The 23,712-nt window shown below is 69.2% G+C and carries 22 protein-coding genes; 9 read left to right on the forward strand and 13 right to left on the reverse strand.

Annotation, left to right across the window (positions count from 1 at the left end; genetic code table 11):
• Positions 1–157: 157 nt before the first annotated feature.
• Entirely contained in the window at positions 158–757 is a 600-nt protein-coding gene (locus STRTUCAR8_RS27260) for a cysteine hydrolase family protein (protein ID WP_044472970.1), read from the forward strand.
• 58 nt (positions 758–815) lie between these two features.
• On the opposite strand, the gene STRTUCAR8_RS27265 is transcribed toward STRTUCAR8_RS27260, so the two are convergent.
• Genes STRTUCAR8_RS27265 through STRTUCAR8_RS27275 form a run of 3 tightly spaced genes read right to left on the reverse strand, consistent with a single transcriptional unit; the run spans position 816 to position 2,867 of the window.
• Positions 816–1,487: an HAD family hydrolase gene (locus STRTUCAR8_RS27265; RefSeq protein WP_006379326.1), complete on the reverse strand. Its 672-nt coding sequence runs from the start codon at positions 1,485–1,487 to the stop codon at positions 816–818.
• Between the two features lie 19 nt (positions 1,488–1,506).
• Positions 1,507–2,472: an LLM class F420-dependent oxidoreductase gene (locus STRTUCAR8_RS27270; RefSeq protein WP_006379334.1), complete on the reverse strand. Its 966-nt coding sequence runs from the start codon at positions 2,470–2,472 to the stop codon at positions 1,507–1,509.
• Between the two features lie 50 nt (positions 2,473–2,522).
• Positions 2,523–2,867, reverse strand: coding sequence for a hypothetical protein (locus STRTUCAR8_RS27275; protein WP_006379312.1), 345 nt, complete (start codon positions 2,865–2,867; stop codon positions 2,523–2,525).
• A gap of 334 nt (positions 2,868–3,201) precedes the next feature.
• On the opposite strand from STRTUCAR8_RS27275, the gene STRTUCAR8_RS27280 reads away from it, so the two are divergent.
• Positions 3,202–3,960 (forward strand): ZIP family metal transporter, encoded by a 759-nt coding sequence (locus STRTUCAR8_RS27280; RefSeq protein ID WP_006379298.1) that lies wholly within the window; start codon positions 3,202–3,204, stop codon positions 3,958–3,960.
• 211 nt (positions 3,961–4,171) lie between these two features.
• Positions 4,172–4,387 (forward strand): hypothetical protein, encoded by a 216-nt coding sequence (locus STRTUCAR8_RS27285; RefSeq protein WP_044472971.1) that lies wholly within the window; start codon positions 4,172–4,174, stop codon positions 4,385–4,387.
• A 177-nt stretch (positions 4,388–4,564) separates the two neighbouring features.
• Here the strand turns inward: STRTUCAR8_RS27285 and STRTUCAR8_RS27290 are convergent, their stop codons facing one another.
• Positions 4,565–6,130, reverse strand: coding sequence for an MFS transporter (locus STRTUCAR8_RS27290; protein WP_006379309.1), 1,566 nt, complete (start codon positions 6,128–6,130; stop codon positions 4,565–4,567).
• Positions 6,131–6,359: 229 nt separating this feature from the next.
• Between STRTUCAR8_RS27290 and STRTUCAR8_RS27295 the strand changes: the two genes are divergently transcribed.
• On the forward strand, positions 6,360–8,288 hold the full coding sequence (locus STRTUCAR8_RS27295) for an SMI1/KNR4 family protein (RefSeq protein WP_044472977.1): 1,929 nt from the start codon (positions 6,360–6,362) through the stop codon (positions 8,286–8,288).
• Between the two features lie 344 nt (positions 8,289–8,632).
• Here the strand turns inward: STRTUCAR8_RS27295 and STRTUCAR8_RS27305 are convergent, their stop codons facing one another.
• Complete coding sequence (locus STRTUCAR8_RS27305) at positions 8,633–9,631, reverse strand: endonuclease/exonuclease/phosphatase family protein (RefSeq protein WP_044472978.1); 999 nt, start codon at positions 9,629–9,631, stop codon at positions 8,633–8,635.
• A 206-nt stretch (positions 9,632–9,837) separates the two neighbouring features.
• Between STRTUCAR8_RS27305 and STRTUCAR8_RS27310 the strand changes: the two genes are divergently transcribed.
• Together STRTUCAR8_RS27310 and STRTUCAR8_RS27315 are read left to right on the forward strand one after the other, a co-directional pair.
• Complete coding sequence (locus tag STRTUCAR8_RS27310) at positions 9,838–10,533, forward strand: response regulator transcription factor (RefSeq protein WP_006379299.1); 696 nt, start codon at positions 9,838–9,840, stop codon at positions 10,531–10,533.
• Positions 10,534–10,543: 10 nt separating this feature from the next.
• Entirely contained in the window at positions 10,544–11,683 is a 1,140-nt protein-coding gene (locus STRTUCAR8_RS27315; protein ID WP_044472973.1) for a sensor histidine kinase, read from the forward strand.
• 99 nt (positions 11,684–11,782) lie between these two features.
• Here STRTUCAR8_RS27315 and STRTUCAR8_RS27320 read toward each other — a convergent pair whose 3' ends face one another.
• Positions 11,783–12,421, reverse strand: a complete 639-nt coding sequence (locus STRTUCAR8_RS27320) for a nucleotidyltransferase domain-containing protein (RefSeq protein ID WP_006379324.1) — start codon at positions 12,419–12,421, stop codon at positions 11,783–11,785.
• A 124-nt stretch (positions 12,422–12,545) separates the two neighbouring features.
• On the opposite strand from STRTUCAR8_RS27320, the gene denD reads away from it, so the two are divergent.
• Together denD and STRTUCAR8_RS27335 are read left to right on the forward strand one after the other, a co-directional pair.
• Positions 12,546–13,568 (forward strand): D-erythronate dehydrogenase, encoded by a 1,023-nt coding sequence (gene denD / locus STRTUCAR8_RS27325; protein ID WP_006379310.1) that lies wholly within the window; start codon positions 12,546–12,548, stop codon positions 13,566–13,568.
• A 507-nt stretch (positions 13,569–14,075) separates the two neighbouring features.
• Positions 14,076–15,746, forward strand: coding sequence for a purine-cytosine permease family protein (locus tag STRTUCAR8_RS27335; protein WP_006379329.1), 1,671 nt, complete (start codon positions 14,076–14,078; stop codon positions 15,744–15,746).
• Positions 15,747–15,846: 100 nt separating this feature from the next.
• Here STRTUCAR8_RS27335 and STRTUCAR8_RS27340 read toward each other — a convergent pair whose 3' ends face one another.
• Complete coding sequence (locus STRTUCAR8_RS27340) at positions 15,847–17,343, reverse strand: IMP dehydrogenase (protein WP_006379323.1); 1,497 nt, start codon at positions 17,341–17,343, stop codon at positions 15,847–15,849.
• A gap of 669 nt (positions 17,344–18,012) precedes the next feature.
• Between STRTUCAR8_RS27340 and STRTUCAR8_RS27345 the strand changes: the two genes are divergently transcribed.
• Positions 18,013–18,957, forward strand: coding sequence for a L,D-transpeptidase (locus STRTUCAR8_RS27345; protein ID WP_044472975.1), 945 nt, complete (start codon positions 18,013–18,015; stop codon positions 18,955–18,957).
• A 15-nt stretch (positions 18,958–18,972) separates the two neighbouring features.
• On the opposite strand, the gene STRTUCAR8_RS27350 is transcribed toward STRTUCAR8_RS27345, so the two are convergent.
• The 6 genes from STRTUCAR8_RS27350 to STRTUCAR8_RS27375 form a co-directional block, all read right to left on the reverse strand.
• Complete coding sequence (locus STRTUCAR8_RS27350; RefSeq protein WP_006379330.1) at positions 18,973–19,458, reverse strand: hypothetical protein; 486 nt, start codon at positions 19,456–19,458, stop codon at positions 18,973–18,975.
• A gap of 101 nt (positions 19,459–19,559) precedes the next feature.
• Positions 19,560–20,072 (reverse strand): RipA family octameric membrane protein, encoded by a 513-nt coding sequence (locus tag STRTUCAR8_RS27355; RefSeq protein WP_006379319.1) that lies wholly within the window; start codon positions 20,070–20,072, stop codon positions 19,560–19,562.
• Positions 20,073–20,208: 136 nt separating this feature from the next.
• A complete protein-coding gene (locus tag STRTUCAR8_RS27360; RefSeq protein WP_100247686.1) occupies positions 20,209–21,441 on the reverse strand; it encodes a PP2C family protein-serine/threonine phosphatase in 1,233 nt (410 codons plus the stop codon).
• Positions 21,442–21,668: 227 nt separating this feature from the next.
• A complete protein-coding gene (gene trhA, locus STRTUCAR8_RS27365) occupies positions 21,669–22,469 on the reverse strand; it encodes a PAQR family membrane homeostasis protein TrhA (protein ID WP_407705497.1) in 801 nt (266 codons plus the stop codon).
• A gap of 75 nt (positions 22,470–22,544) precedes the next feature.
• On the reverse strand, positions 22,545–22,877 hold the full coding sequence (locus STRTUCAR8_RS27370; RefSeq protein ID WP_006379320.1) for a MerR family transcriptional regulator: 333 nt from the start codon (positions 22,875–22,877) through the stop codon (positions 22,545–22,547).
• A 273-nt stretch (positions 22,878–23,150) separates the two neighbouring features.
• Complete coding sequence (locus STRTUCAR8_RS27375) at positions 23,151–23,597, reverse strand: ATP-binding protein (protein ID WP_006379314.1); 447 nt, start codon at positions 23,595–23,597, stop codon at positions 23,151–23,153.
• Positions 23,598–23,712: the final 115 nt, after the last annotated feature.

Consider the following 23,712-nt stretch of genomic DNA (forward strand, 5'->3'; position numbering starts at 1 on the left):
CCTCCCACGACGGACCGAGCACCGCCCGGACCAGGTGGGACGGAGCATCGTCCGTGCGCGTCACGGCTCGGCCGCCCTTGTTAAACCCCTGGGCGCACCGGGTACTCGGCAGCGCGTACCCGAACAGCCCTGACAGCACCCGACGGGCGGCGAACCCATGGACCGGCCCACAGGCACGACGGCGACAGCGGGACTCGCTCTCGTCGTGATCGACATGATCAACACGTACGAACACGAGGACGCCGAACTGCTCGTACCGTCCGCCGAACATGTCGTACCCGTCCTGGCGGAGCTGATCGGCCGGGCCCGCGGCGCGGACGTGCCGGTGATCTACGCGAACGACAACTTCGGGCTGTGGCGCTCACACCACGGAGAACTCGTGGACACCGCGCTGTCCGGATCCCACGCCGACCTGATCAAGCCGATAACGCCGGACGACGAGTCACTCTTCGTGGTCAAGGCACGCCATTCCGCCTTCTACGAGACTCCGCTGTCCTACCTTCTGTGGCGACTGGGCGTCGGGCACGTGGTGCTGAGCGGTCAGGTCACCGAGCAGTGCGTCCTCTACTCCGCCCTGGACGCGCACATCCGCCACCTCGGGGTCACGGTGCCCAGGGACGCCGTCGCGTCCATCCATCCGCATCTGGAGTCCGCCGCCCTGGAGATGATGGAGCGCAACATGGGCGCCCGGATCACCAGGGCGAAGGAGATCGACTTCGACCGCCCCGCCGCCGGACCCGCGCCTCCCCCGTCGTGAGGAGGCGGGACGGCTCGGTCCTCACCGTGGGCTGACCTCGTACGAGCCCGGGGTCAGGTCACTCCAGGTCGGCGAAGACGCTCGAGTCCAGGTGTCCGAGGAGATCGGCGGGACCCCGGTACACCGCGCGGGCGCCGGCCGCCTCCAGGTCGGCACGCGGGATCCCGCCGGACAGCACCGCCACGGGAGCCACTCCGTCCCGTACGGCGGACTTCATGTCCCAGACGGTGTCTCCGACGAACACGGCCCGTTCGCTCGGCACCCCGGCCAGTTCCCTGGCCAGCCGGACGGGGTCGGGGGCGGGTTTGCCCTCGGCCACGTCGTCCGCGCTGGCCGCTCCGAGAATGACGTCGTCCGCGCCGATGGCCCGTCGCAGCGCGGCGAGTTCCGCGCCGCCCGCCGAGGTCGCCAGGACGATTTTCCAGTCCCGCTCTGCCAGTGCGCGCAACAGGTCGCCCGCCGCGTCCAGCGCGGGCAGCCGCTCGAAGTACGTTGCGTAGAGGGCATGGTGGGCCGCGGCGAGTCGCTCGTCCTCGTCGGGGGCGCGGTCGTCGCCGAGCAGGTGGGCCAGAAGGTCGCCGCCGCTCAGGCCCACGGCACGGTGGATCTGCCGCATGGGTACCTGGTGGCCCGCCTGGCGGAACGCCTCCCACCAGGTGACGACGTGCAGGTGATTGGTGTCGACCAGCGTCCCGTCGACGTCGAAGATCGCAGCGCGTTTCGTGGTCATCCCGGGTGCCCTCGCCCTCTCACAGTTCACGCAGGGCCGGCAGCAACTTCCGCTCGGCCCACTCCAAGTACGGTTCCTGGTGGTCGCCGCCGATCTGGACCAGGGCGACCTCGGTGAACCCCGCGTCGGCATAGGGGCGTACCGCCTCGACGACGGCGTCCACGTCGTCCCCGCAGGGAATGGACCGGGCCACGTCCTCAGGCCGTACGAACTGGGTGGCACCCTCGAACGCGGCAGGGCCGGGCAGTTCGGAGTTGACCGGCCAGCCGCCGCCGAACCAGCGGAACTGGTCGTGGGCGCGGGCGACCGCCGCGTCGCGGTCGGTGTCGTAACAGATCGGCAGCTGGCCGACTTTGGGCTTTCCCGCGCCGCCGTGCCGGTCGAACGCGGAGATCAGGTCCGGCTTGGGTTCGGTGGCGATCACAAGGTCGGCGAGACGGCCGGCGAGTTCGCACGAGCGGTCGCCCGAGACAGCGACACCGATCGGCGGGGGCGCGTCGGGCAGATCCCACAAGGTGGCGTTCTCTACGTCGAAATGGTCACCGTGGTGGTTGACGTTCTCCCCGGCGAAGAGCGAGCGGATGATCTCCACCGCCTCTTCCAGCCTCTCCAGCCGGACGTGCGGGGCGGGCCAACCGCCGCCCACCACATGCTCGTTGAGGTTCTCCCCGGAGCCGAGTCCCAGGCGGAACCGCCCCCGCGAGAGGAGTTGTACGGTGGCGGCCTTCTGGGCGACGACCGCGGGGTGGTAGCGGGTCGTCGGGCACGTCACGTATGTCATCAGGGGAATACGTTCGGTGGCCTGCGCGGCGGCACCGAGCACGCTCCACGCGTAGGGGGCGTGTCCCTGGGACTTCAGCCAGGGGAAGTAGTGGTCGGACGTGACCGAGAAGTCGAAACCGGCGCGTTCGGCGCCGACCACATGGCCGACGAGCTCGCGCGGGCCGGCCTGCTCGGTCATCATCGTGTACCCGATCTGCACCATGCCGCTCTTCTCCTCGTGGGTCGACTACGCGACTGGGGATTCCTGGATCGTCAGTTCTTCGTCCCGAGCCGCAGGTCGACCTCCTTCTCCTGGTCTCCCGACGCCGTGCCCCGTTCCTTTACGTCGAACGCGGCGCTCAGCGCCTCACGGAGTCGGTCCACGGCCAGGTAGCCGCCCTGGATCGTGGCGGCGACCGAACCCTCCAGCGGGGTCGGCCCGGTCGGGATCCACTCCTGGGTCGGCTCGAACTCCGCCGTCCACACGGCGGAGCGGTCGCCCGGCTGTCCCTGGGGCACGTCCTCGGCGGGGCGGTCGGTGGGAAATGCCGTGCGCAGCACCTCGAAAACTGTGGCGGAGTCCTCCTTGGACGCTCCGGTGAGAGACACGGTGGCCATCAGGGTTGTTCTCCTTCGGGTAGGGGCGCCGGTGACAAGGTCATCGCCGTTCGGCGGTGTCGGAACAGGTGGCCGGCTACTCGGGACTTCTCCCACTCTCGCCCGCCTCCGCTTCCGCGGCGCGCGGAGCGGCAGCCGTACGGGCTTCCGGGCCGCGCTCGCTCACGGTGCTCTCGCTTCCTCGGGCGGGGGTGGTGCCAGGTGCGCGTACCCCGGTGGCCGCCGACGATGCCGGCGATCTCGGTCCACGGAAGCCGGCCGGCGGTTACTGCATGCGATGCCGTCGCCCGGCAGCACCGGTTGGTCCTCAGCCGGGGCGGGTAGGCGGGTCGGCATGGCTGATGGCGTACAGGCTGGACTGTGGGGGCTGGTGGCGGGCTCGGCGCTGCTCGGTGCCGCGCTGGGGTACGGGCTACGGGTGCCACAGAAGGTGATCGCGACCGTGATGGCCTTCGGGGCCGGCGTGCTGATCTCAGCGGTGTCCTTCGAGCTGGTCGGGGAGGCGTACGAGCAGGCGGGGCTCGCGCCCGCGGTCGTCGGTACCCTCATCGGCGCCTTCGCCTACACCGGGGGCAACATGTGGCTTGCCCGGCGTGGAGCGCGTCACCGCAAGCGCTCCGGTCACCAACGGGCACAGGCGCAGCCCTCGGAGGCCGAGCAAGGGGGCTCCGGGGCCGCGCTCGCACTCGGCGCGCTGCTCGACGGTGTGCCGGAGTCCGCGGTCATCGGCGTCAGCCTGCTGGACGGCGGCGCGGTCAGCCTGGTGACGGTGGCGGCGGTGTTCATCAGTAACGTTCCCGAGGGACTGTCCAGTTCCGCGGGGATGAAGCAGGCCGGCCGTTCCAAGGGGTACGTCTTCGGTGTCTGGGCGGCGATCGCCGCGGCCAGCACGGTGTCGGCCGTTCTCGGTTACACGGTGGTCGGTTCCTTCTCCCCCACCGTGATCGCCGCGGTGACCGCTGTGGCGGCCGGGGCGATCCTCGCCATGATCGCCGACACGATGATCCCCGAAGCGTTCGACGAGGCCCATCTGGCCATCGGGCTGATCACCGTCAGCGGTTTCCTCGTCTCCTTCGCCCTCTCCCACATCTGACGCTGCGACCTGCAGATCACCGGCTTCTACGACGCTTTCCCGCACCGCACCGCACCGCACGGCGCGCGCGGACGGCGCCTATGGCCAGGCCCGGTTCGCCACCGGGCACGCTCTCCGCGCATGACGACCACGTTTCCCTCACGCGTCCGGGCTTTCCGCCGCGCCGGGTGGGCTACCCGAACGGAAAGGGCCGTCCGTAAGAGGAGTTGTCGTGGTGTTCGCCGCTTTCCTGCTGCCCCCGGGGATGCTGTGCCTGGTACTGGTGTTGGGCCGCTACGAGGAGTGGCTGCTCGGGCAGTCCGCACCCACACGGGCGGCCCGCCACGCCAGGCCCAGGCGACACCTGTCCCTGCTCGTCCGCACGGACACCCCGACAAGGGCGGAAGGCAGCGAGTCTGAGCACCGGCGCGTCGCCGGCGCCGCATAGCCGGGTGCGGGGCGTCACCCACTGCTCGCCGGGCATTCGAGACGCCGTGGCTCACAGCCCGCAGCCCGAGAGCTGTGGCCCACGAGCTGTGGCCCGGCGGGCCAGGAAACCAAAAGGCAGGGGGTCCGGCGACCATCGGCCGGACCTCCTGCCTCCTGCCGCCCGTCCGAGCGACCCCTACGCCGGAGCCGAGGGAGCCGGGTCCGCTCCCTCGCCCGCGACGGTCGCGGGGGCCCCACCAGCCGCCTTGCCCGTCACCTTGCCCCTGACCTTCGCCGAGGCCGACGCCACCGCCGACAACGGCTTCGCGATGTCCTCCAGCGAACGGCGTTCGGCGTTCACCGCGAGGAACGCTGCGACGATCCCGGCCGCGCACATGAGACCGGCGCCGATCTGGAAGGCGAGCACCGTGTCCCCGACCACGCCGGACGCGGTGAGGTCGGCGAAGACCAGCGGGCCGGTGATGCCACCGGCGGCGGTGCCGATGGCGTAGAAGAAGGCGATGGACATGGCCCGCGTCTCCATCGGGAAGATCTCGGAGACCGTCAGGTAGGCACTGGAGGCGCCCGCCGAGGCGAAGAACAGCACCGCACACCAGCAGGCCGTCAGGGTGGTCGCGGTCAGCGACCCCCGGTCGAACAGCCAGGCCGTGCCGAACAGCAGCACTCCGGAGAGCAGATACGTCGAGGAGATCATCACCCGGCGGCCCACCGTGTCGAACAGCTTGCCGAGCAGCAGCGGGCCGAAGAAGTTGCCGACCGCGATCACGGCGAAGTAGTAGCCCGTGTTGCCGCTCGGGACGTCGAAGAACGTCGTCAGGATCGCGCCGAAGCCGAAGGTGATCGCGTTGTAGAGGAACGCCTGGCCGATGAAGAGGGAGAAGCCGAGCACGCTGCGCTTGCGGTAGGTCGCGAAGACCGTGCGGGCGATCTCGCCGAAGCCCACCGTCTTGTGCTGCTGGATGGTGATCTCGGTCTCGGGTTCGGGAAGCGGTTCGCCCTTCTCGGACTCGATCTTCCGCTCGATGGAGGAGACGATCTCCTCCGCCTCCCGTTCCCTGCCGTGGATCAGCAGCCAGCGTGGACTCTCGGGGACGTGCCGTCGTACGACGAGGATGACCAGGCCGAGCACCACGCCCAGGGCGAAGGTCAGCCGCCAGCCCACGTCGGCGGCCAGGATGTCGGTGTTCAGCGCGACGATCGACAGCAGGGAGCCGCCGACCGCGCCGATCCAGAAGCTGCCGTTGATGATGAGGTCGACCCGGCCGCGGTAGAACGACGGGATGAGTTCGTCGATCGCGGAGTTGATGGCCGCGTACTCGCCGCCGATGCCGAAGCCGGTGAGGAAGCGGAACGCGAAGAACCACCAGGTGGAGAAGGACACCGCGGTCAGCGCGGTGGCGACCAGATAGACCGCCAGAGTGATCATGAACAGCTTCTTGCGGCCGAAGCGGTCGGTCATGCGGCCCCAGAAGAGGGCGCCTACACAGGCTCCGGCCACGTACAGGGCAGCGGCGATGCCGGTGACCTGACCGGAGGTGATCGGCAGGCCGCTGCCGGGCTCCGAGAGACGGGAGGAGATGTTGCCGACGACCGTGACCTCCAGGCCGTCGAGGATCCATACGGTGCCGAGACCGATCACGATCGTCCAGTGCCAGCGTGACCACGGGAGGCGGTCGAGGCGGGCAGGGATCGAACTGGTGATGGTGCGGCCGGATCCGGCCGAAGCGCTGGCGCTGGACATGGGCTCCCTCCTCGGCGAACCTCGTGGAACGAACCACCTTCGTGTGCCCCTGCCCTCTGGTTTTACGCCGGTACGCATCGGGAGCTCTCGCCTCACCTGGTGCCCCTCACCCGTCCACCGGGGCACGGGCATGGCGGCACTGCCGGCCCGAACGGTCGCGTACGGGAGGGCCCGGGTGGCAGCGGGGAGCGGCGGGGCTTTGTCAGTGGTGGGTGACAGCATCGGGCGCATGACTGACACCACGGCATTTGACTGGCGGTCCTTCCTGCTGACGTGGAGCGAGGAGTGGGCGCGTCATCTGCCGAGCAGGGAGACGCGGGGCGAAGACGACGAGGCCGCTCGGCGAGCGGGCTGGCTGGGGTTCCCGGCAGCCTCCGAGGAGCGGATCGCGGCCATGGAGGAGCGCCTCGGCCTACGGATGCCCCCGTCGTACCGGGAGTTCCTCCAGGTCAGCGACGGATGGCGGCACGCGGGCGGGTTCGTGTGGCTGCTGGCCGGGACCGAGGACGCGCACTGGCACAACGACGAGTCGGGTCTCGCGGAAATGTTCGAGGAGTATCTGGACGAGGACGCCGGGCCCGAGGAGCGGCAGGAGGTGGACCTCTGGCGGCGTGGGCTGCAGCTCGACGTCGAGTCCGACGCCACCTATGTCCTGCTGGATCCCGAGGACGTGGACGAAGACGGTGAGTGGGCCGTGTACACCTGGGCGAGCTGGCGGGCTTCGGCGCCCGAGCGGTTCGCGAACTTCCTTGAGTTCATGCAGGACATGCACAGGGAGTTCCACAGCCTGCGATCTGGCCGGAGCGACGGGGAACCCGTGTTCGCCAACGACACGACGCGAAAGCTGGACGCCCTGGTGGAGGAGGCCCGGCTGGAGGCGCTGCGCGGCGGCTGGGAGCGCGCCGTGAAGATGCTTGACGAGGCCAAGGGCTATGGCAGACCGCGGGCGGCCGGGCTGGGCGACCAGATACGCCGACTGCTCGGCCAGACCTACATGGTGTACTTCGACGGCCTGGTGACGGACCCTCGGTACGCCCCCGAGCTGCTGCCACCGCTGGTCGCCGAGCACGCGGCTCACTCGCACCGGGACGATTCCACGCTGATGTTCCAGCTGCGGGGCGCCGATGAGGACCTGGTGTCCCTGGCTTACGCGACGCTGGAACAGGTGCGCAACGGCACGTACCGGTACTCGGCGACCGGACCGTTCGGGGAAGCGGTCGAGCGGGCGCGGCAGTTGGCGCGATGGGGAGACACCGACAGGGCCTGGCGGACGCTGACAGACGCTCTGCCCTTGTGGGAGCCGCTGGGAGCGGACCACCTTGCGCCGCTGGGATGGGTGGCCGACCCCCTGCTCGGGCCGCTGCTGACCCCGGAACGGGGCCGGGAGTTGCTGTCCACGCCGAGGTGCGGGCAGACGGGTGAGGCACCGTCGCCGACGGCGGGGCTCGATCCGGGCGGCCTGGCGTGGCTCGCGGACCCGGACCGGGGCAGCAATCGCACGTCCTACCGGTTTGTCCTGGTGGAGGGGGTGGAGCCGGACGAGTTGCCCGGACGCCTCGCTGACAGCGACAGGAGTGGGGGCGGGTCCGGGGTCGGAGACAGGGACGGCACGGTGCTGAAGAAGCCCATGACCGCGTGGGAGGCGTACCAGGGTTCACTGCACGACAAGAGGGAGTTCTCGTCCTTCGACGACAGGGCACTCATGGCGGTCGGCCGGGCCGGCACCGGCTGGAGTTTCGCGTTCGACGGTGATCCCGCCCCGTTCGACCGGCAGCGGTTCGTCTCCCCGGCCACGGCCGCCAGCGAGGGCACCCGTGCGGTGGTGGTGTGGAGCGGTCTCAGGGCACCGCGCGGGGAGCCGTTCTTTCACCTGTCAGTCGCGCGGGACGGCATCGAGCAGTACGCGTTCACGTACGCGGGCGGAGAGACCGGGCAGAGCGGAGAGACACCGCAGGCACTGGACGCGAGCCGGTTCTTCGCGGCCTCTGAGGGCGGGGTCGAGGCGGAACGGTCGTTGCTGGAAGCGGTGGCCGGGCAGTTCGGTGCGTCGCTGCCGCGGCATGCCATCACGAACGGACGGTTGCACACCTTCACCACCCGTTCGTGGACACGGCCACCGGCGGACGGCGAAGGGTATGCCGTGATCCGCATCCGTTAGGTGCCGGGGACCGGCGGACTCGCGACCGTCACCACCCCCACCCTCGTCCTGTGGGGCGAGAGCGACCGCATCGCGAGCCCGGCCAATGGCAAGGAGTACGCCGCAGCTTTCGCCGACAGTCGTTTCGAAGTCGCCGCGGAACAGGCCACTTGCCCCAACTCGAACAGCCCGCACGCCCCTTCGCCCTGCTCGATGACTTCGCCGCCGAGACCGCTCACCACTGATGTCGCCCCTGATGAGTGTCCGAAGGGGGCACGAGGACACCGGAGTCGACACGAGATCGGTCCATCGGTCTCGGACCCGAACCGGAACCGGGCGGACCGTCGGCGCGATGCGGCGCAAGCTCACCAGCTGATTCCGGCGACCACCGGCAGGTGGTCGCTGCCGGTGGCGGGCAGCACCCGCGAGCTCTCCGGCTCCACGCCGCGCACCAGGATCTGGTCGATCCGCGCCACCGGGAACTTCGCCGGCCAGGTGAAGCCGAAGCCGTCGCCGGCCGCGTCCTGTGCCGAGTGCAGCTGCGAGGTGATGCCGGCGAACGCACGGTCGTCCAAGGTGCCGTTCAGGTCTCCGAGCAGCACCACCCGCTTGTTCCGTTCGGCGGCGACGGCCTCGCTCAGCGCCTGGGCGTTTCTGTCCCGCGAGTCCGTCCAGAAGCCCGCCCTGGGGTTCACGCGTACGGACCCCAGGTGAGCCACGTAGACCGCCAGCGGCCCGTGGTCCGTGGCCACGGTGGTACGTAGCGCCCGGTTGTAGGCCAGTTTCACGTCCGCCGGTTTGGTGTCCGCCAGCGGCCCGTAGTCCGTCTTGATGTCGACCGGTTCGGTGTCCGACAGCGGGAACTTGCTCCACAGCCCGACCGTGCCCTGGACCGTGTGGTACCGATACGTCTTCGCCAACTCCCTCTCGTACGTGCCCCTGGCCTGCTGGGCAAGCTCCTCCAGTGCCAGTACGTCCGCACCGGAGGTGGCGAGTTCGCGGGCGGTACCGACCGGGTCGGGGTTGTCGGCGCCGACGTTGTGGCTGGCCACGGTGAGGTCGCCGCCCGGGTGGGACTTGTCGCTGAGCAGGCCGCCGAAGAGGTTCAGCCACACCGTGACCGGCAGGAGCAGCGCGGCCACCGCGGACGCGGAGCGGCGCCAGAGCGCCCCGGCCAGCAGCAACGGGACGAACAGGCCGAACCAAGGAAGGAAGGTCTCCACCAGGCTGCCCACGTTCATGATCTGGTTCGGAATCATCGCGTGCAGCAGCATCAGCAGACCGAGCAGCAGCGCCAGCGCCGCGAGCACCGGCCCGCGTTTCCAGGGCTCCGGCCGGGATCCGACGCGGATCGCCCGGCGCATGATCGCGCGCCAGGGCCCGGCGGCGGTGCCCCGACGGATGCACGAACGCCGGATACCGGAGTCGGCATGCCGTTCGTTCCGGTGGGTCGCTGTTCGTTCCGACGACGGGGTTCGAGTCATACCGCCAGTCAAGGGACTCCGGTGTCGCAGGCACGTATCCGGTTTTCGATACACCGCCGATATGCCTCGGCTCGTAGCCTCGGAGGATGCGTGTGCTGATCGTCGAGGACGAGCCCTATCTGGCAGAAGCCGTCCGCGACGGCCTGCGCCTGGCAGCGATCGCGGCCGATGTCGCCGGTGACGGTGACATCGCTCTGGAGCTGCTGAGCGTCAACACCTACGACATAGCCGTCCTCGACCGTGACATCCCCGGACCGTCCGGAGACGACATCGCCGAACACATCGTCGCCTCCGGCAGCGGTATGCCGATCCTCATGCTCACCGCTGCCGACCGGCTCGACGACAAGGCCTCGGGGTTCGCGCTCGGCGCCGACGACTACCTCACCAAACCCTTCGACCTGCAGGAGCTCGTTCTCAGGCTCAGAGCACTCGACCGCAGGCGCGCACACAACCGGCCACCTGTGCGGGAGATCGCGGGCCTGCGCCTGGATCCGTTCCGCCGCGAGGTCTACCGGGACGGCCGCTATGTCGGGCTGACCAGGAAACAGTTCGCCGTACTCGAAGTCCTTGTCGTCGCCGAAGGCGGTGTCGTCAGCGCCGAAGAACTGCTGGAACGCGCGTGGGACGAGAACGCCGACCCGTTCACCAACGCCGTGCGCATCACCGTCTCGGCACTGCGCAAACGGCTCGGCGAACCCTGGATCATCGCCACCGTGCCGGGCGTCGGCTACCGCATCGACACACAGCCGCAGCCCGGACAGGAGCGAGGCGAACGTGGATAGGGCACCCGGGTTGAGTGTTCGCGTCAGGCTCACCCTCAGTTACGCGGGGTTCCTCATGTTCGCCGGCGTCCTGCTGCTCGCGGCTGTGTGGGTGTTCCTCCTGCGTTACGTTCCCGACCGGGCGATGCTCATCAACCCCGATGACAGACCCACGAACGGTGTCTTTCCCGTCCGCTCCGCCCTTCTGAACGTCTTCGCTCCGCGGGCTGCCGCGGTACTGGCGTTCCTGCTTGTTCTCGGTCTCCTGGGAGGGTGGATCCTCGCAGGCCGCATGCTCGCCCCGCTGACCCGCATCACGGATGCCACCCGCATGGCCACGCACGGATCGCTCTCCCACCGCATCCGGCTGCCGGGCCGCAAGGACGAGTTCCGTGAACTGGCCGACTCCTTCGACGTGATGCTCGCGCGGCTCGAAGCACACGTCGCCGAACAGCAGAGATTCGCGGCCAACGCCTCCCACGAGCTGCGCACCCCGCTGGCCGTGACGAAGACGCTCCTCGATCTGGCCCGCAGCGACCCGGACCACGACACCGGCGAAACCATCGACCGCCTTCACACCGTCAACACCCGCGCGATCGCCCTGACCGAGGCCCTGCTCCTGCTCAGCCGCACCAACCAGCGGTCCTTCACCGCGAAACCCGTGGACCTGTCCCTCCTGGCGGAAGAAGCCACCGAAACGCTCCTCCCCCTCGCGGAAAGGCACGGCATCACCATCGAGACCGACGGTGAGCTCACCCCCACAATCGGATCGCCGGCGCTCCTGCTGCAGCTGACCACGAACCTCGTGCACAACGCGATCGTCCACAACCTGCCTGAAGGGGGCGTCGTGCGGGTGACCACCGGCGTCCACCGCGACAGCGTGGCGCTCACTGTCGAGAACACCGGCGAGACCATCTCCCCACAGCTCGCCGCCACGCTCACCGAACCGTTCCAGCGCGGCACCGAACGCGTACACACCGGCCACGCGGGCGTCGGCCTCGGCCTGGCGATCGTCAGAACCATCGCCGAGGCGCACGACGGAACACTCACCCTCACCCCACGCGCTGCCGGCGGGATCCGCATCACCGTCGAACTACCCGCGACATCGCCCACCACCACCACCACCAGCAACAGCAGCAGCAACAACAGCAACAGCAACAGCAACAGGTGATGACTCATCGCGCTGACACGCGACCGCCCCCGTCGATCCCCCGACTTGGACCCGACGGCCCACTGCCGCTCTTGTCCTCCCGGGTCACGGCCGGCTCCGCTACCGCACCAGCTCCGGCAGCCACGGATGCCCGGGGTGTACGCGCTCCAGCCACCCGGCAAGAGTGACCCGCCGCGCCCGGCCCAGTAGCGGCAGGACACCGTCGAAGTCCGCCTGGTCCTTGGGCCGCGGTGTCTTCGCTTTGAACAGGAGCACCAACTCCGGTGCCAGATAAGGGATCCCGTCCTCCGTCCGCTCGACGATCGCGGCGTACGGCAGCCTCAGTCCCTCGTCCCGTCGGCAGATCCACGTGCCGCCCTCGTGCGGTTCGCGGAAGACGTCCAACAGAAACTGACCGCTCGCCGGGTCCCGCAACCACGTCTGGTGCGTGGCTGCCAGCGCCTCAGCGCCTGCCTCCGCCCAGACGTGCCCCCCGCCCACCGCGTCGAACACGCCCTCGGGGAAGCGGTTTTGGATCTCGGGGAATCCCGCTGCGGGCACCGCGATCTCCACATCCCCGTGCGGTCGCGACTGTCTCCCTCGAAACAGGTCCAGGGCCCACCCGGCCGCGATACACCAGGGCGCAACGACCCCTTCCAGCCGCTCCGCGACCTGTTCCGGCCGCCATGCGTCCGCCCACCGGGCGTCCAGTTCGTCCGAGCCGAGCACAACGCCACCGGTCGGCAGGAATTCGGTCACCGGCCCAACCTACTGCGGCAACCGTCTACGAGCCGGGCTCTACGGGTGAATCGGCTGCGAGCACATCCTCTGTGCCTGTACGAACGGGAGGCCCGCCGACTCCAGACCTACCGAGGAGACACATATGAGGATCGTCATCACCGGTGGCTTCGGCTTCCTGGGACAACAGGTCGCCCACACCTTGCTCAAGCGGCGGACCCTGTGCGGTGCTCCCATCGACCAACTGGTGCTCGCCGACCGGATCGTCCCCAGCGGGTCGCCTTTGACCGCCGACCCGCTGGTGGAAGTCGTACAAGGCGAGCTGAGTGAGCACCTCGACGAGATTTTCGTACAGCCGGTGGACACCCTGATCCACCTGGCGTCGGCGGTGTCGGCCGAGTGCGAGGCCGACTTCGACCTCGGTATGAGCGCCAACCTGGACACCACCCGCGCGCTGCTCGACGCCGCCCGAGCGCGGTCGGCCACCGGCGGGCCGACGCCCCGGCTGGTGTTCTCCAGCAGCATCGCGGTCTACGGTTCCGATCCCACGCTGCCACTGCCGCCCGTGGTCAGCGAGTCGACGCTGCCGACACCGGAGTCCAGCTACGGAACACAGAAGCTGATCTGCGAGCAGCTGATCGCCGAGTACACCCGCCGGGGCTTCGTCGAGGGGCGCGTGGCACGCCTGATGACCGTCTCGGTGCGGGCGGGGAAACCGAACGCGGCCGCCTCCGGTTTCCTGTCCGGCATCGTCCGCGAGCCGCTCGCGGGCCTCCCGGCAACCTGCCCGGTCAGCCCCGACCTACGGGTCGCCCTCGCCTCGCCGCGGCGTACCGTCGAGGGCATCCTCCGCATGACCGAGGCCGAGCGCGGCCCCGGCGGGCTCAAAGGCACTCTTCCGGTCAATCTGCCGGCGCTCACGGTCACGGTCGCCGAAATGCTGGACACGCTGCGCCGGGTGGCGGGCGACACCGTCGCCGACCTGGTGACGGTCGCCCCCGACCCCGCCGTCGAGGCCATCGTCGGCTCATGGCCGGCCGGCTTCGACAACACGCGCGCCACGGCACTCGGCCTCCGGCCCGACGAGAGCTTCGAGTCGGTCGTCCGCGCCTACATCGAGGACCATCCCGAGGCCATCGCGGCCGAAGCGATCGGACTTGACGGATGAGATGAACTGACGCGCGCGTTCCTCCCGTACGGCCAGCAGTTGCGAACGGCCCGGACGGGGGTCCAGTTGTAGCCGTGGTCGGTGGTGTCCGGGGTGAACGACTTCTGTACGTCGCCGCTCCAACCGTAGTCCGGTCGCCTACAGGCCGATGGCGTGCGGGTTCGCAAATCGCCTCCTCACTTGGCCCGCGGGGCCCCACCGCCTCGCCCCGCTCAATTTCCGAAACATCCCCTTCATCTGGGAAGTAATCAGGGGCAATGACCGGCTCCTAGCGTCCCCGGTCATGGACATGAGGGTCTCTACGCGCCCGGCCGACCGCCGGAACACCAGCAAAGCCCCCAACGCGCGCGGGTCTACACGATCTCGCGTGCGTCGTTCCTGAAGCGAGCGGATCGCCCGCCCCACGGGCCCCGCCCGGCTTTCCCGCCCCGCTCCCCACCATTCACCTCCGCCTCTGACAAGAGGCGCCCCCACGGCTGTCCCCAACCCGCAGCAAGGAGGCACGGTATGAGCACCGAGCCAAAACTGGCAGAAGTGACCGAGCCCGGACCGGCGCAGAAGGCAGCGCCGAGTGCCGACCAGGCCGTCAAGGAGACCCTGGAGGACTACACCCTCCGCTTCGCGCCCCGCAGTTACCGCCGCTGGACACCGATGGTGGTGGCGACGACCGCGCTCGGCGGTATCGCCTACATGGCTGACTTCTCCATCGGCGCCGGCATCGGCCTGGCCCACGGCACCGGCAACGCGCTGATCGCGATCGCCGTCGCCGCGGCCGTCATCTTCGTCACCGGATTCCCGCTCGCCTACTACGGCGCCCGCTACAACATCGACCTGGACCTGATCACCCGCGGTTCCGGCTTCGGCTACTACGGCTCGGTCCTCACCAGCGTCATCTTCGCCAGCTTCACGTTCATCTTCTTCGCCCTCGAAGGCTCGATCATGGCCCAGGGCCTGAAACTGGGCCTCGGACTACCGCTCTGGCTGGGCTACGCCGTCTCCACGCTGATGGTGATCCCGCTGGTCATCTACGGCATGAAGGCGCTCAGCAAGCTCCAGGTGTGGACCACCCCCGTCTGGCTGGTCCTGATGGTCGCCCCGCTCGTCTACCTCATCTCCACCGACCCCGGCACGATCGACCGCTTCCTCTCCTACGCCGGCACGAACGGCGAGGGCGGCATCAACACCGCGTCCGTGCTCCTGGGCGCCGGGGTGTGTCTGTCGCTGATCGCGCAGATCGGCGAGCAGATCGACTACCTGCGCTTCATGCCGCCCAAGACCGAGGCGAACAAGCGCACCTGGTGGACGGCCGTGATCATGGCCGGCCCCGGCTGGGTGGTGCTCGGCGCGCTGAAGCAGGCCATCGGAGTCTTCCTCGCCGTCTACATCCTCGCCAAGGTCGGCGCGGACGCGGCGCCCGAGCCGATCCAGCAGTTCAAGGGCGCCTTCGACGCGATGATGCCGTCCTGGCTGGTCCTCCCGCTGGCCGTGGCTCTCGTCGTGATCAGCCAGATCAAGATCAACGTGACGAACGCCTACTCCGGCTCGCTCGCCTGGACCAACTCCTTCACCCGTGTCACCAAGCACTACCCGGGCCGCATGATCTTCGTCCTGGTCAACCTCGGCTTCGCGCTCGCCCTGATGGAAGCCGACATGTTCAGCTTCCTCAACGACATCCTCGGCTTCTACTCGAACTGTGCCATCGCCTGGGTCGTCACCGTCGCGACCGACATCGGCGTCAACAAGTACCTGCTGAAGCTGTCCCCGCTCCAGCCGGAGTTCCGCCGGGGCATGCTCTACGCGGTCAACCCGGTGGGGGTGGTGGCCTTCGTCGCCGCGTCCGGGCTGTCCATCGCCATGTACTTCCACGCCCTGGGAGACACCCTCCAGCCGTACTCCCCCGTGGCCGCGGCCGTCATCGCCTTCGTCCTCACCCCGCTCATGGCGGTCGTCACCAAGGGCAGGTACTACCTGCGCCGCACCGACGACGGCATCGAAGAGCCACTGCTCGACACGGACGGCAACCCCAGCGCGGTGCCGTACGAGTGCCATGTGTGCCGACAGGAGTTCGAGCGCCCTGACGTGGCCGCCTGCCAGACGCACGACGCCGCCGTCTGCTCCCTCTGCCTGAGCACCGACAAGGTCGGTGACCACGTACTGTCGGCGGCGCCCGCTGTCTGACACGCCATCACACCGACTGGTGGCACGACGAAGGGCTCCCGCACGTAAGTACCTTGCGGGAGCCCTTCGTTGTTCCTCCTGGTCGGGGCTCGGCAGCCTGTCAGGAGACTGTCGCCGGAGTGTCCCGCAGGGTGACGTTGGCGTGGCTCTCCTGGAAGCTCTGGTCCGACACGAGGGTCAGCCGGGCTGTGGACCGGAACTCCGGCAGGGTCCTGGAGCCGCAGGAGACCATCGTGGTCCTGAGCTTGGCGATAGTCAGGGCGAGCCCCTCATTGAGGTCGCCCGCGTAGGGGACGTAGCCGTCCACGCCTTCCTCGAAGACCAGCCCCTGGCCACCCTGACCGTAGCGCTGCCAGTTGCGGGCCCGGTTCGAGCCCTCGCCCCAGTACTCCTTCACGAAGCCGTCGCGCGTGGGGAGTTTCGCGCCCGCCGCCTGATCGAAGCGGGCGAAGTAACGCCCCATCATGACGAAGTCGGCGCCCATCGCCAACGCCAGGGCCACGTGGTAGTCGTGCACCAGCCCGCCGTCGGAACAGACGGGCACGTACTCACCGGTGCGTTCCAGGAAGGCGTCCCGGGCCGCGGCGACGTCCAGCACGGCACTGGCCTGGCCCCGGCCGATGCCCTTCTGGTCCCGGGTGATGCAGATGGAGCCGCCGCCCACCCCGACCTTGACGAAGTCCGCTCCCGCCTCGGCGAGAAAGGTGAACGCCTCGCCGTCGACCACGTTGCCGCCGCCGACCGGGATCTCCGGATAGTGCTTCTTCACCCAGGACAGGGCCTGCGCCTGCCAGTCGCTGTAGCCGTCGGACGAGTCGAAGCACAACGCGTCCGCACCCGCTTCCAACAGGGCCGGGACGCGGTCCTGATAGTCGTGGGTGTTGATCCCCGCACCCACCCGCAGTCGTTTGGCCGCGTCCACGACCTGGTTCGGGAAGCGCTTGTGGTCCGCGTAGTCGGAACGGAACACGATGTGTTGCAGGTGCCCCTCGGTGTCCAGCACCGGAAGGCAGTCCAGTCGGCCGTCCCACAGCCTCGCGTTGGCTTCGGAAAGCGTGATGTCGGGCCCGGCGTGGGCCAGTTCGGCGACCGCGGTCATCCGGCCGCCGACGGGCCCGTCCAGATCATGACGCTGGGGATGGAAGTCCCGGGAGGTCACCAGGCCGAGCAGGCGCCCGGTGGCGGTTCCGTCATGGGTGACCGCGGCGGTGCTGTGACCTGTGCGGCGCATGACGTCGACCAGGAGGCTCAGGCTGTCGTCGGGACGGACGTTCGTGTCGCTGGTGACGAACCCGGCCTTGAAGTTCTTCACCTGACGGACTGCCGCGGCCTGGTCAGCGATCGGCTGGTTGTGGTGGAGGAAGCTGAGGCCGCCGTTTCGCGCGAGGGCGATCGCGAGGTCCGGTGTGCTGACGGCCTGCATGATCGCGGAGGTGAACGGGGAGTGCAGCTCGATCGCCGACGCCTCGCCCGCGATGTGCCGGACCAGGGACGTGCGCAGGTCGACGGTCTCCGCCGAGCAGTCGGTCCGTGTCCGGTTGGGCAGAAGCAGAAACTCGTTGAACGTCCGTGAGACCTCGGCGATGATCTGTGCCACTCGTTCCTCCTGACCTGTCGGCCGGGGCCCGGCTGCCCCGCCGTGAGGATCGCGCCCGTGTTCCGGAGCCCGGGCAGACAGGGATCGGCATGGCGGCAGTGGAGATGCCACAAGCCGCGGCAGAGCCCTGACCGGCCCGTGGATCGAACGGGGTGCGGTCGTGACCTGGCACCCTATCGATCAACTCGGCCACCGCACGAATCGTGACCGTTGCCGGTAACCGCCGCCCCTGGCCCTCGCTCCAGCCCCTACCCCGCGCGTTGCGGGCGGTGCGTGCCGGGATGCCGGGGCGGGCGACTTTCCGGGTCGTGCTGTGCGTCAAGATCGACAACTTCCTTTCGGCTCGCGGGCGTCGACGGCTCCCGTGGTTCGGGCCGTGTCGAGCCGCGTGGTCGCGCGGCGTACGCCCTCGGCTTCCTCCGATGCCGGCTACCTGACCAAGCCCCGGCCGTGCGGAAGCGGTCGGTCGGTGCGTCGGCGTCTCGAAGTACCCGGTCAGGCGGTGCTTGCCCGAGTCTTGAGAGACGTTTTACGTGGTGTCCGCAACCGCGACGCTCGCCGCCGCTGTCTGACAGTGTGTCGGGCCCGTCAGGGCCGAAGAGCGAGAGAGCGGGGCAGTTCGTGCGACGGCGCAAAGGCGGCATAGGGATCGCACTCGTCACAGGTGTGATGCTGGTGGGCGCGAGTGCCTGCGGCGGTGGCGGCAGTGACAGGGCGAGCGGCGGTGGTGACGACGCGAAGGCGTCGGGGAAGCCGAGTGCGAGTTCCTCGCCGTCACCGAAGAAGCCCGCGGGCCCCCCGATGCTGCTGGAGACCATCACCCCTCAGACGGGAACCACGGTAGGCGTGGCCATGCCGATATCCGTGGTCTTCACCAACCCGGTGGCGGCAAAAGCCCGGGCCACGGTGGAGAAGCACATGAAGGTGAGCGCCTCGCAACCGGTGGCCGGCGCCTGGCACTGGTTCGGCGACCAGCGCGCCGACTGGCGCCCGAAGACGTACTGGCCCTCCGGCACCACGGTGAAGATCGACGCCGACATGACGGGCGTCAGCAACGGCAACGGGCGCTTCGGCGTGCACGGCTACACCCACACCTTCAAGATCGGTGACGACGTCCGCGCGGATGTCTCGGTGACCGGTCACACCATGAAGGTGACCCGGAACGGCGCGCCGGTGCGCACCCTGTCGATCAATGCGGGCAGCGCCCAGTATCCGACGTGGAACGGCACGATGGCCGTCATCGACAAGCAGGAGAAGGTCCACATGACCTCCTGCAGTGTCGGGATCAGCTGCGACAAGGGCAGCCCCGACTACTACGATCTGACGCTGCCGTGGGACGTGCACCTGACCCAGTCCGGCACCTACGTGCACTACTCGACCGGCGACCCGAATCCGGGCAGCGGCAGTGCCCGCGGCTCGCACGGCTGCGTCCACCTGTCCATGTCGGACGCCAAGTGGTTCTACGGCCAGGTCAAGCAGGGCGATCCCGTCACCGTCACCGGCTCACCCCGCGCCAAGGCCTCGCCCGACAACGGCTACGCGGACTTCAACCTCGAATGGGACCAGTGGCTCGCGGGCAGCGCCTCCGGGGAGGACACCACCGCGACGCTGTGACGCACACCGTTGCCCTCACCTGCGGGCGGCGCCTGCCGGCCACACCACGTCCACGGGGATGCCCTGCTCGCGGGCGGCGAGGACCGCGTCGGCGGTGCCGCCGCCCTTACCGCTCGGGCCTTCCCCGTTCCAGACCGCCACAAGCCGCTCGGCGCGCTCCAGCAGAACGGCGTTGGCCGCCTCGTATGCTTCCCGGCCTGCGGACTCGTAAGGCAGTACGACCACTTCGTCGGCTACGTCGAGCAGGTGGTCGAACAGCGGCGCGTAATCGGCGTGGACATGGCGTCGGCGGTAGTCCCGGGAGGGGATGACGGCGACCAGACGCCCGTCGGCGGCGAGGGCGGCTTCGGCGAACAGGGAGTCTGCGCCTTCGGCGAGGCAGGAGACGGCGACGAGGTTGCCGTCGGCATAGCGCCGGAGCAGCTCGCTCAAGGCACTGCGGACCAGGTCCGTGGTGTCGTCCGTCAGGTCCATGTGCCCGGTCACCGCGAGGATCGCCACGGTCCCCGTCCTTTCAGCGTGGCCGCGGGGTACGGCTCGCGGTGATCATACGGGGCACCCCTGCCAATCGGAGGCGTGTTCGAGCGACAGGGCGTGCGTGATCACATGGTCACCACGCCGCCGAAGCCGAGGAGATAGGCGGCGGCGAAGGTGACCGGCACCCACTGCTCGACGTGGGTCAACGGCTGGTACTTGCGCCAGTCACGGCCCTCCCCGAGTGCTCCCCACTCCGCGCGGGAGTACGCGAAGGCCGGCAGCCGCTTTTCCAAGGCCCCGATCACCGCGTACTTGGCACTGTTGAGCTGCCTGTACGAGCGGACCATGACGAACCAGGCGGCGCACTGCGCGAGCAGGATCACCAGCCCCGCGACCGACAGCCAGACCGAGACCCGCGTCCTCGCGCCGTCAGAGATCGCCGCGACGACCGCCACGACCGCACTGTTGAGGGACAGGAAGAAGGTGTTGGTCAAGGTCCGTCGCGAACTGACCCGGTCGGCCATCTCCACACAGAGTTTGTACTGCTCCAGCACTGCCTGCCGGTAGCGTTCGTCGGCCTCCGTGTAGTCGGCGGCCGTGACATCCGTGTTCCACAACGCGTCCCCGATGTCGCCCATGCCACCAGGATGCCGATGTCCATGGGGCGGCGAATCCGATTCGCCGAGTTCACCGTGGAAAGCGGGCAATTGTGCATGCCTCAGCGTGGATGCCGTCGAAGCTGCGTCACAGGGCAGGTCCCTCCAGGAATCCCCGTCAGCGCCCGGGAGTGATCCGTCCCGTCCTCGACGGGCGTGAGGCGTCGGTGAGGTCGGCGCCGGTGGCGGCGTCACGCTGGGATTGGGCGGTGCCACGCCAGTCCAGGCACATGACGGTCGCGTCGTCCTGGAGGTGGCCGTGGTTGGCGTCGACGATCGCCGCGACGAGGGCGCGCGAGGCTTCACGGGGATGCAGGGCGCGGGTGCGGACGATCAGGCCGGGCAGATCGAGGCTGCCCGCGTTGCGCTCCAGCATGCCGTCGGTGAGCATCACCAGCCGGTCGCCGGGACACAGGTCCAGCGACTGGACCTGGTAGGTGTGCGGGGCGGGGAAGCCGAACGGCGTGTCGATCCTCGGGGTCATTTCCTGAACCCGGCCGTCCCGCATCCGTAACGGCCAGGGGTGGCCCGCATTGATGAATTCGGCTTTGCCGTCGGACAGGCTGATGCGCAGGAGTTGGCCGGTGACGTAGCCCTTGCGGCCGTGTTCGCGCACGGCCTCGTCGGCCTGGCGGGCCTGTTCGGCAAGGTCCGCGCCTGCTCGCCGCGCCCGTCGCAGGGCGCCCACCAGGAGGGTGGCCAGCAGCGCGGCCTCGACGTCGTGCCCCATGGCGTCGGTGACGGAGAGCTGGACGGTGTCCCGGTCGATCACGTAGTCGAAGGTGTCCCCGCCGACGTGGTCGGCCGGCTCCAGTGCCCCGGCGACCGCGAACTGTGCGGCCTCGCACGCCAGCGACGGGGGGAGCAGCCGGTGTTGGATCTCCGCGGCCAGGCTCAGCGGGATGGTGCGGCGGCCCCACTGGTACACGTCGGTGAAGGACCGGTTCGCGATGACGATGTACGCCAGAGCGTGCGCGGTCTCGCCGATCTCCCGCATCACCTCCGTGTCCGGCGTCGCGGGCAGGAACAGTTCGAGGAGTCCGATGGCGTCCCCGCGGTTGGTCACGGGAGCGACGATCCGTACCCGCGCGCCCTCGCCCTGGTCCTCCATGCTGGGCCGCTGGGTGCGGATCACGTCGTCGTACAGGGTGCCCCTCAGCGTGATCCGCCGGGCGGGTTCGTCCGTGTCGACATTGCCCGCGGCTCCCAGCCGTACGACTGAGCTGCCGGTGAAGTCGGTGATGAGGAACGACACCGACACGGCCCCGAGGTTCTCCTTGAGTACGCGGGCGACCACGTCGAGCGATTCCACCGGCGCCGCGGCCTCCGCCGCCTCCAGTGTCCCCGCCAGTGTCGTCGTCCTGTCTCGGCGGCCTGCGCTCCCGGGTGGACGAGAGGCTCGCTCGCCGTCAGGCCCTCGTGCGGTCACAACGACTCCTCATCCTCGATGATGCCCGGGACCCGCCCGCGCCGGATGCGCGAAGGACCTGTGCCTCACCCGCTGGCGGACAGGTCACATTGCACCACGGGTCCCAGGAACCGCCCCGGGTGCTGTGTCTCGGCATGCCACGGTCGCGCTCATGTGGCTGCCAGGAGGATGGCGGAGTAGTGCGAGGTGAAGGCCGCGATGGTCAGGGCGTGGAAGACCTCGTGGAAACCGAACCAGGCCGGTGAGGGGTCGGGGCGCTTGAGTCCGTAGACGACGGCGCCCGCGGTGTAGAGGAGACCGCCCGTGATGACGAGGACGACGACCGCGGTGCCGCCGGTGTGCGCGAAGTCGGGCAGGTAGAAGACGGCCACCCAGCCCAGGGCGATGTAACACGGGGTGTAGAGCCACCGAGGAGCCCCGATCCACAGGATGCGGAAGGCGATGCCGGCCAGGGCGCCCGCCCAGACCACGGCCAGCAGCACCGGTTGCTGACGCTCGGGCAGCAGGAGTACCGCCAACGGCGTGTACGTACCGGCGATGATCAGGAAGATGTTCGCGTGGTCGAGCCGCCGCAGGACCGCTTCCCCGCGCGGACCCCACGTGCCGCGGTGGTAGACCGCGCTGGTGCCGAACAGCAGGCAGGACGACACCGCGTACACCGAGCAGGCGGCCACTGCCGCGGCCGAGCGCGAAATGGCGATCAGGACGAGACCGCCGACCAGCGAGAGCGGGAACACGCCGGCGTGCAGCCAGCCGCGCATCCTCGGCTTCAGTGCGGCGGCGGCGCGCTCCGCACCGCCTTTGTGGCCTCCGGGCGGCTGTCCGTCAGTTGGCGGGCCGGGTACGCCGGAAGGCGCGTCGACCGTCCGGATGCGCGGGGCGTCGGGGGTGGCGCCGGGGCCGGACTGGGACTTCCCTCCGGGTGCCGGCTGTATGTTGTCGGCGATCATGCGCTCGTGTTCTTGAAGGTCGGCGGCTTGGACACCGGCGGTCTGCAGCGGCCTCGCGTGGTCGCGGACCGCGGGTCAGATACTGGCCGGGTGGCGGGATGCGGCGCGCCGGTACTCGGCGTTGATGCGCTGGGCTTCCTCCAGCTGGTCTTCGAGGATGATGATGCGGCAGGCGGCGTCGATGGGGGTTCCCTGATCGACGAGTTCCCGGGCGCGAGCGGCGATCCGCAGCTGGTAGCGGGAGTACCGCCGGTGCCCGCCCTCGGAGCGCAGCGGGGTGATGAGGCGGGCTTCGCCGATGGCCCGGAGGAAGCCCTGGGTGGTGCCGAGCATCTCGGCGGCCCGGCCCATGGTGTAGGCGGGGTAGTCATCGTCGTCGAGCCGGCCGTAGGAATCCTCTGCTGTCACTGACACCTCTCCGTCGAACGCGTGGAGGGGCCGTGACCACCGTTGGGTGCCACGGCCCGGAAAGAGCTGCTTCACCGCCGGCTACGACAACTGCACTGTCGCCGTCCGGCAGTTCGTGTCTACCAGTGCCCACTGCCCTCCCGGCGGACGGAAGAAACCATAACCAGGCCACCATCCGATGTCTATTCTTGTCACGATAGATTTTCTGTCTACGTAATGAGAAATCCGTCGGCGGTCGCACCCGCGAACCGGTCCTGCCCTCCACCGTCCTGGCTAGGACGGTGACAGGGCGATGCGAGCCGTGATGCGCTTGCCCACCGGCTCCTGCTCGATGAAGAGCGACTCGGCGACAGCCTTGACGATCTCCAGGCCGTGCTGGCCGACCCTGCCGGGATCGGTGGACCGGGCGGCGGGAACCGTGGGCTCGCTGTCCCACACGACGACGTCCACGGCGCGCGCGTTGAGACGCAGTTCCAGGAGGACGGGACCGGGAGCGTACTTGCGGGCGTTGGTCACCAGCTCGCTCACCACCAGCTGGACGAGATCCCGCGTGCGTGCGGGCACTGACAGCTGATGGTCGGCGTTGGCCTGGTCGAGGAAGGCGACGGCATGGTGACGGGCGTCGGCGATACAGCTGTCGTCTCCGCCCAGGGCGTAGCCCGCGCGCATCAGGTACACATTCGGCGTCGTACAGCCGTCACCGTCGGCATGGGATTCCACCTGTTCGCCCTCACTCCCCCCGTTCACGTGCGCCGGTACCCCCACCTGCGCCATACATGCCACCACACGTGTCCCCGGCGCGCAGGCCCCCCCCCCCAGGACGAGCGGGAACAGG

The sequence above is a fragment of the Streptomyces turgidiscabies Car8 genome (assembly GCF_000331005.1).
GTDB lineage: Bacteria > Actinomycetota > Actinomycetes > Streptomycetales > Streptomycetaceae > Streptomyces > Streptomyces turgidiscabies.

Coding starts and splice junctions, on each gene's coding strand:
- STRTUCAR8_RS27275 (WP_006379312.1), bottom strand. CDS start 2,867: ATGGCCACCGTGTCTCTCACCGGAGCGTCCAAGGAGGACTCCGCCACA.
- STRTUCAR8_RS27310 (WP_006379299.1), top strand. CDS start 9,838: ATGCGTGTGCTGATCGTCGAGGACGAGCCCTATCTGGCAGAAGCCGTC.
- STRTUCAR8_RS27290 (WP_006379309.1), bottom strand. CDS start 6,130: ATGTCCAGCGCCAGCGCTTCGGCCGGATCCGGCCGCACCATCACCAGT.
- trhA (WP_407705497.1), bottom strand. CDS start 22,469: ATGATCGCCGACAACATACAGCCGGCACCCGGAGGGAAGTCCCAGTCC.
- STRTUCAR8_RS27280 (WP_006379298.1), top strand. CDS start 3,202: ATGGCTGATGGCGTACAGGCTGGACTGTGGGGGCTGGTGGCGGGCTCG.
- STRTUCAR8_RS27260 (WP_044472970.1), top strand. CDS start 158: ATGGACCGGCCCACAGGCACGACGGCGACAGCGGGACTCGCTCTCGTC.
- denD (WP_006379310.1), top strand. CDS start 12,546: ATGAGGATCGTCATCACCGGTGGCTTCGGCTTCCTGGGACAACAGGTC.
- STRTUCAR8_RS27265 (WP_006379326.1), bottom strand. CDS start 1,487: ATGACCACGAAACGCGCTGCGATCTTCGACGTCGACGGGACGCTGGTC.
- STRTUCAR8_RS27335 (WP_006379329.1), top strand. CDS start 14,076: ATGAGCACCGAGCCAAAACTGGCAGAAGTGACCGAGCCCGGACCGGCG.
- STRTUCAR8_RS27345 (WP_044472975.1), top strand. CDS start 18,013: ATGCTGGTGGGCGCGAGTGCCTGCGGCGGTGGCGGCAGTGACAGGGCG.
- STRTUCAR8_RS27355 (WP_006379319.1), bottom strand. CDS start 20,072: ATGGGCGACATCGGGGACGCGTTGTGGAACACGGATGTCACGGCCGCC.
- STRTUCAR8_RS27270 (WP_006379334.1), bottom strand. CDS start 2,472: ATGGTGCAGATCGGGTACACGATGATGACCGAGCAGGCCGGCCCGCGC.
- STRTUCAR8_RS27305 (WP_044472978.1), bottom strand. CDS start 9,631: ATGCGCCGGGCGATCCGCGTCGGATCCCGGCCGGAGCCCTGGAAACGC.
- STRTUCAR8_RS27295 (WP_044472977.1), top strand. CDS start 6,360: ATGACTGACACCACGGCATTTGACTGGCGGTCCTTCCTGCTGACGTGG.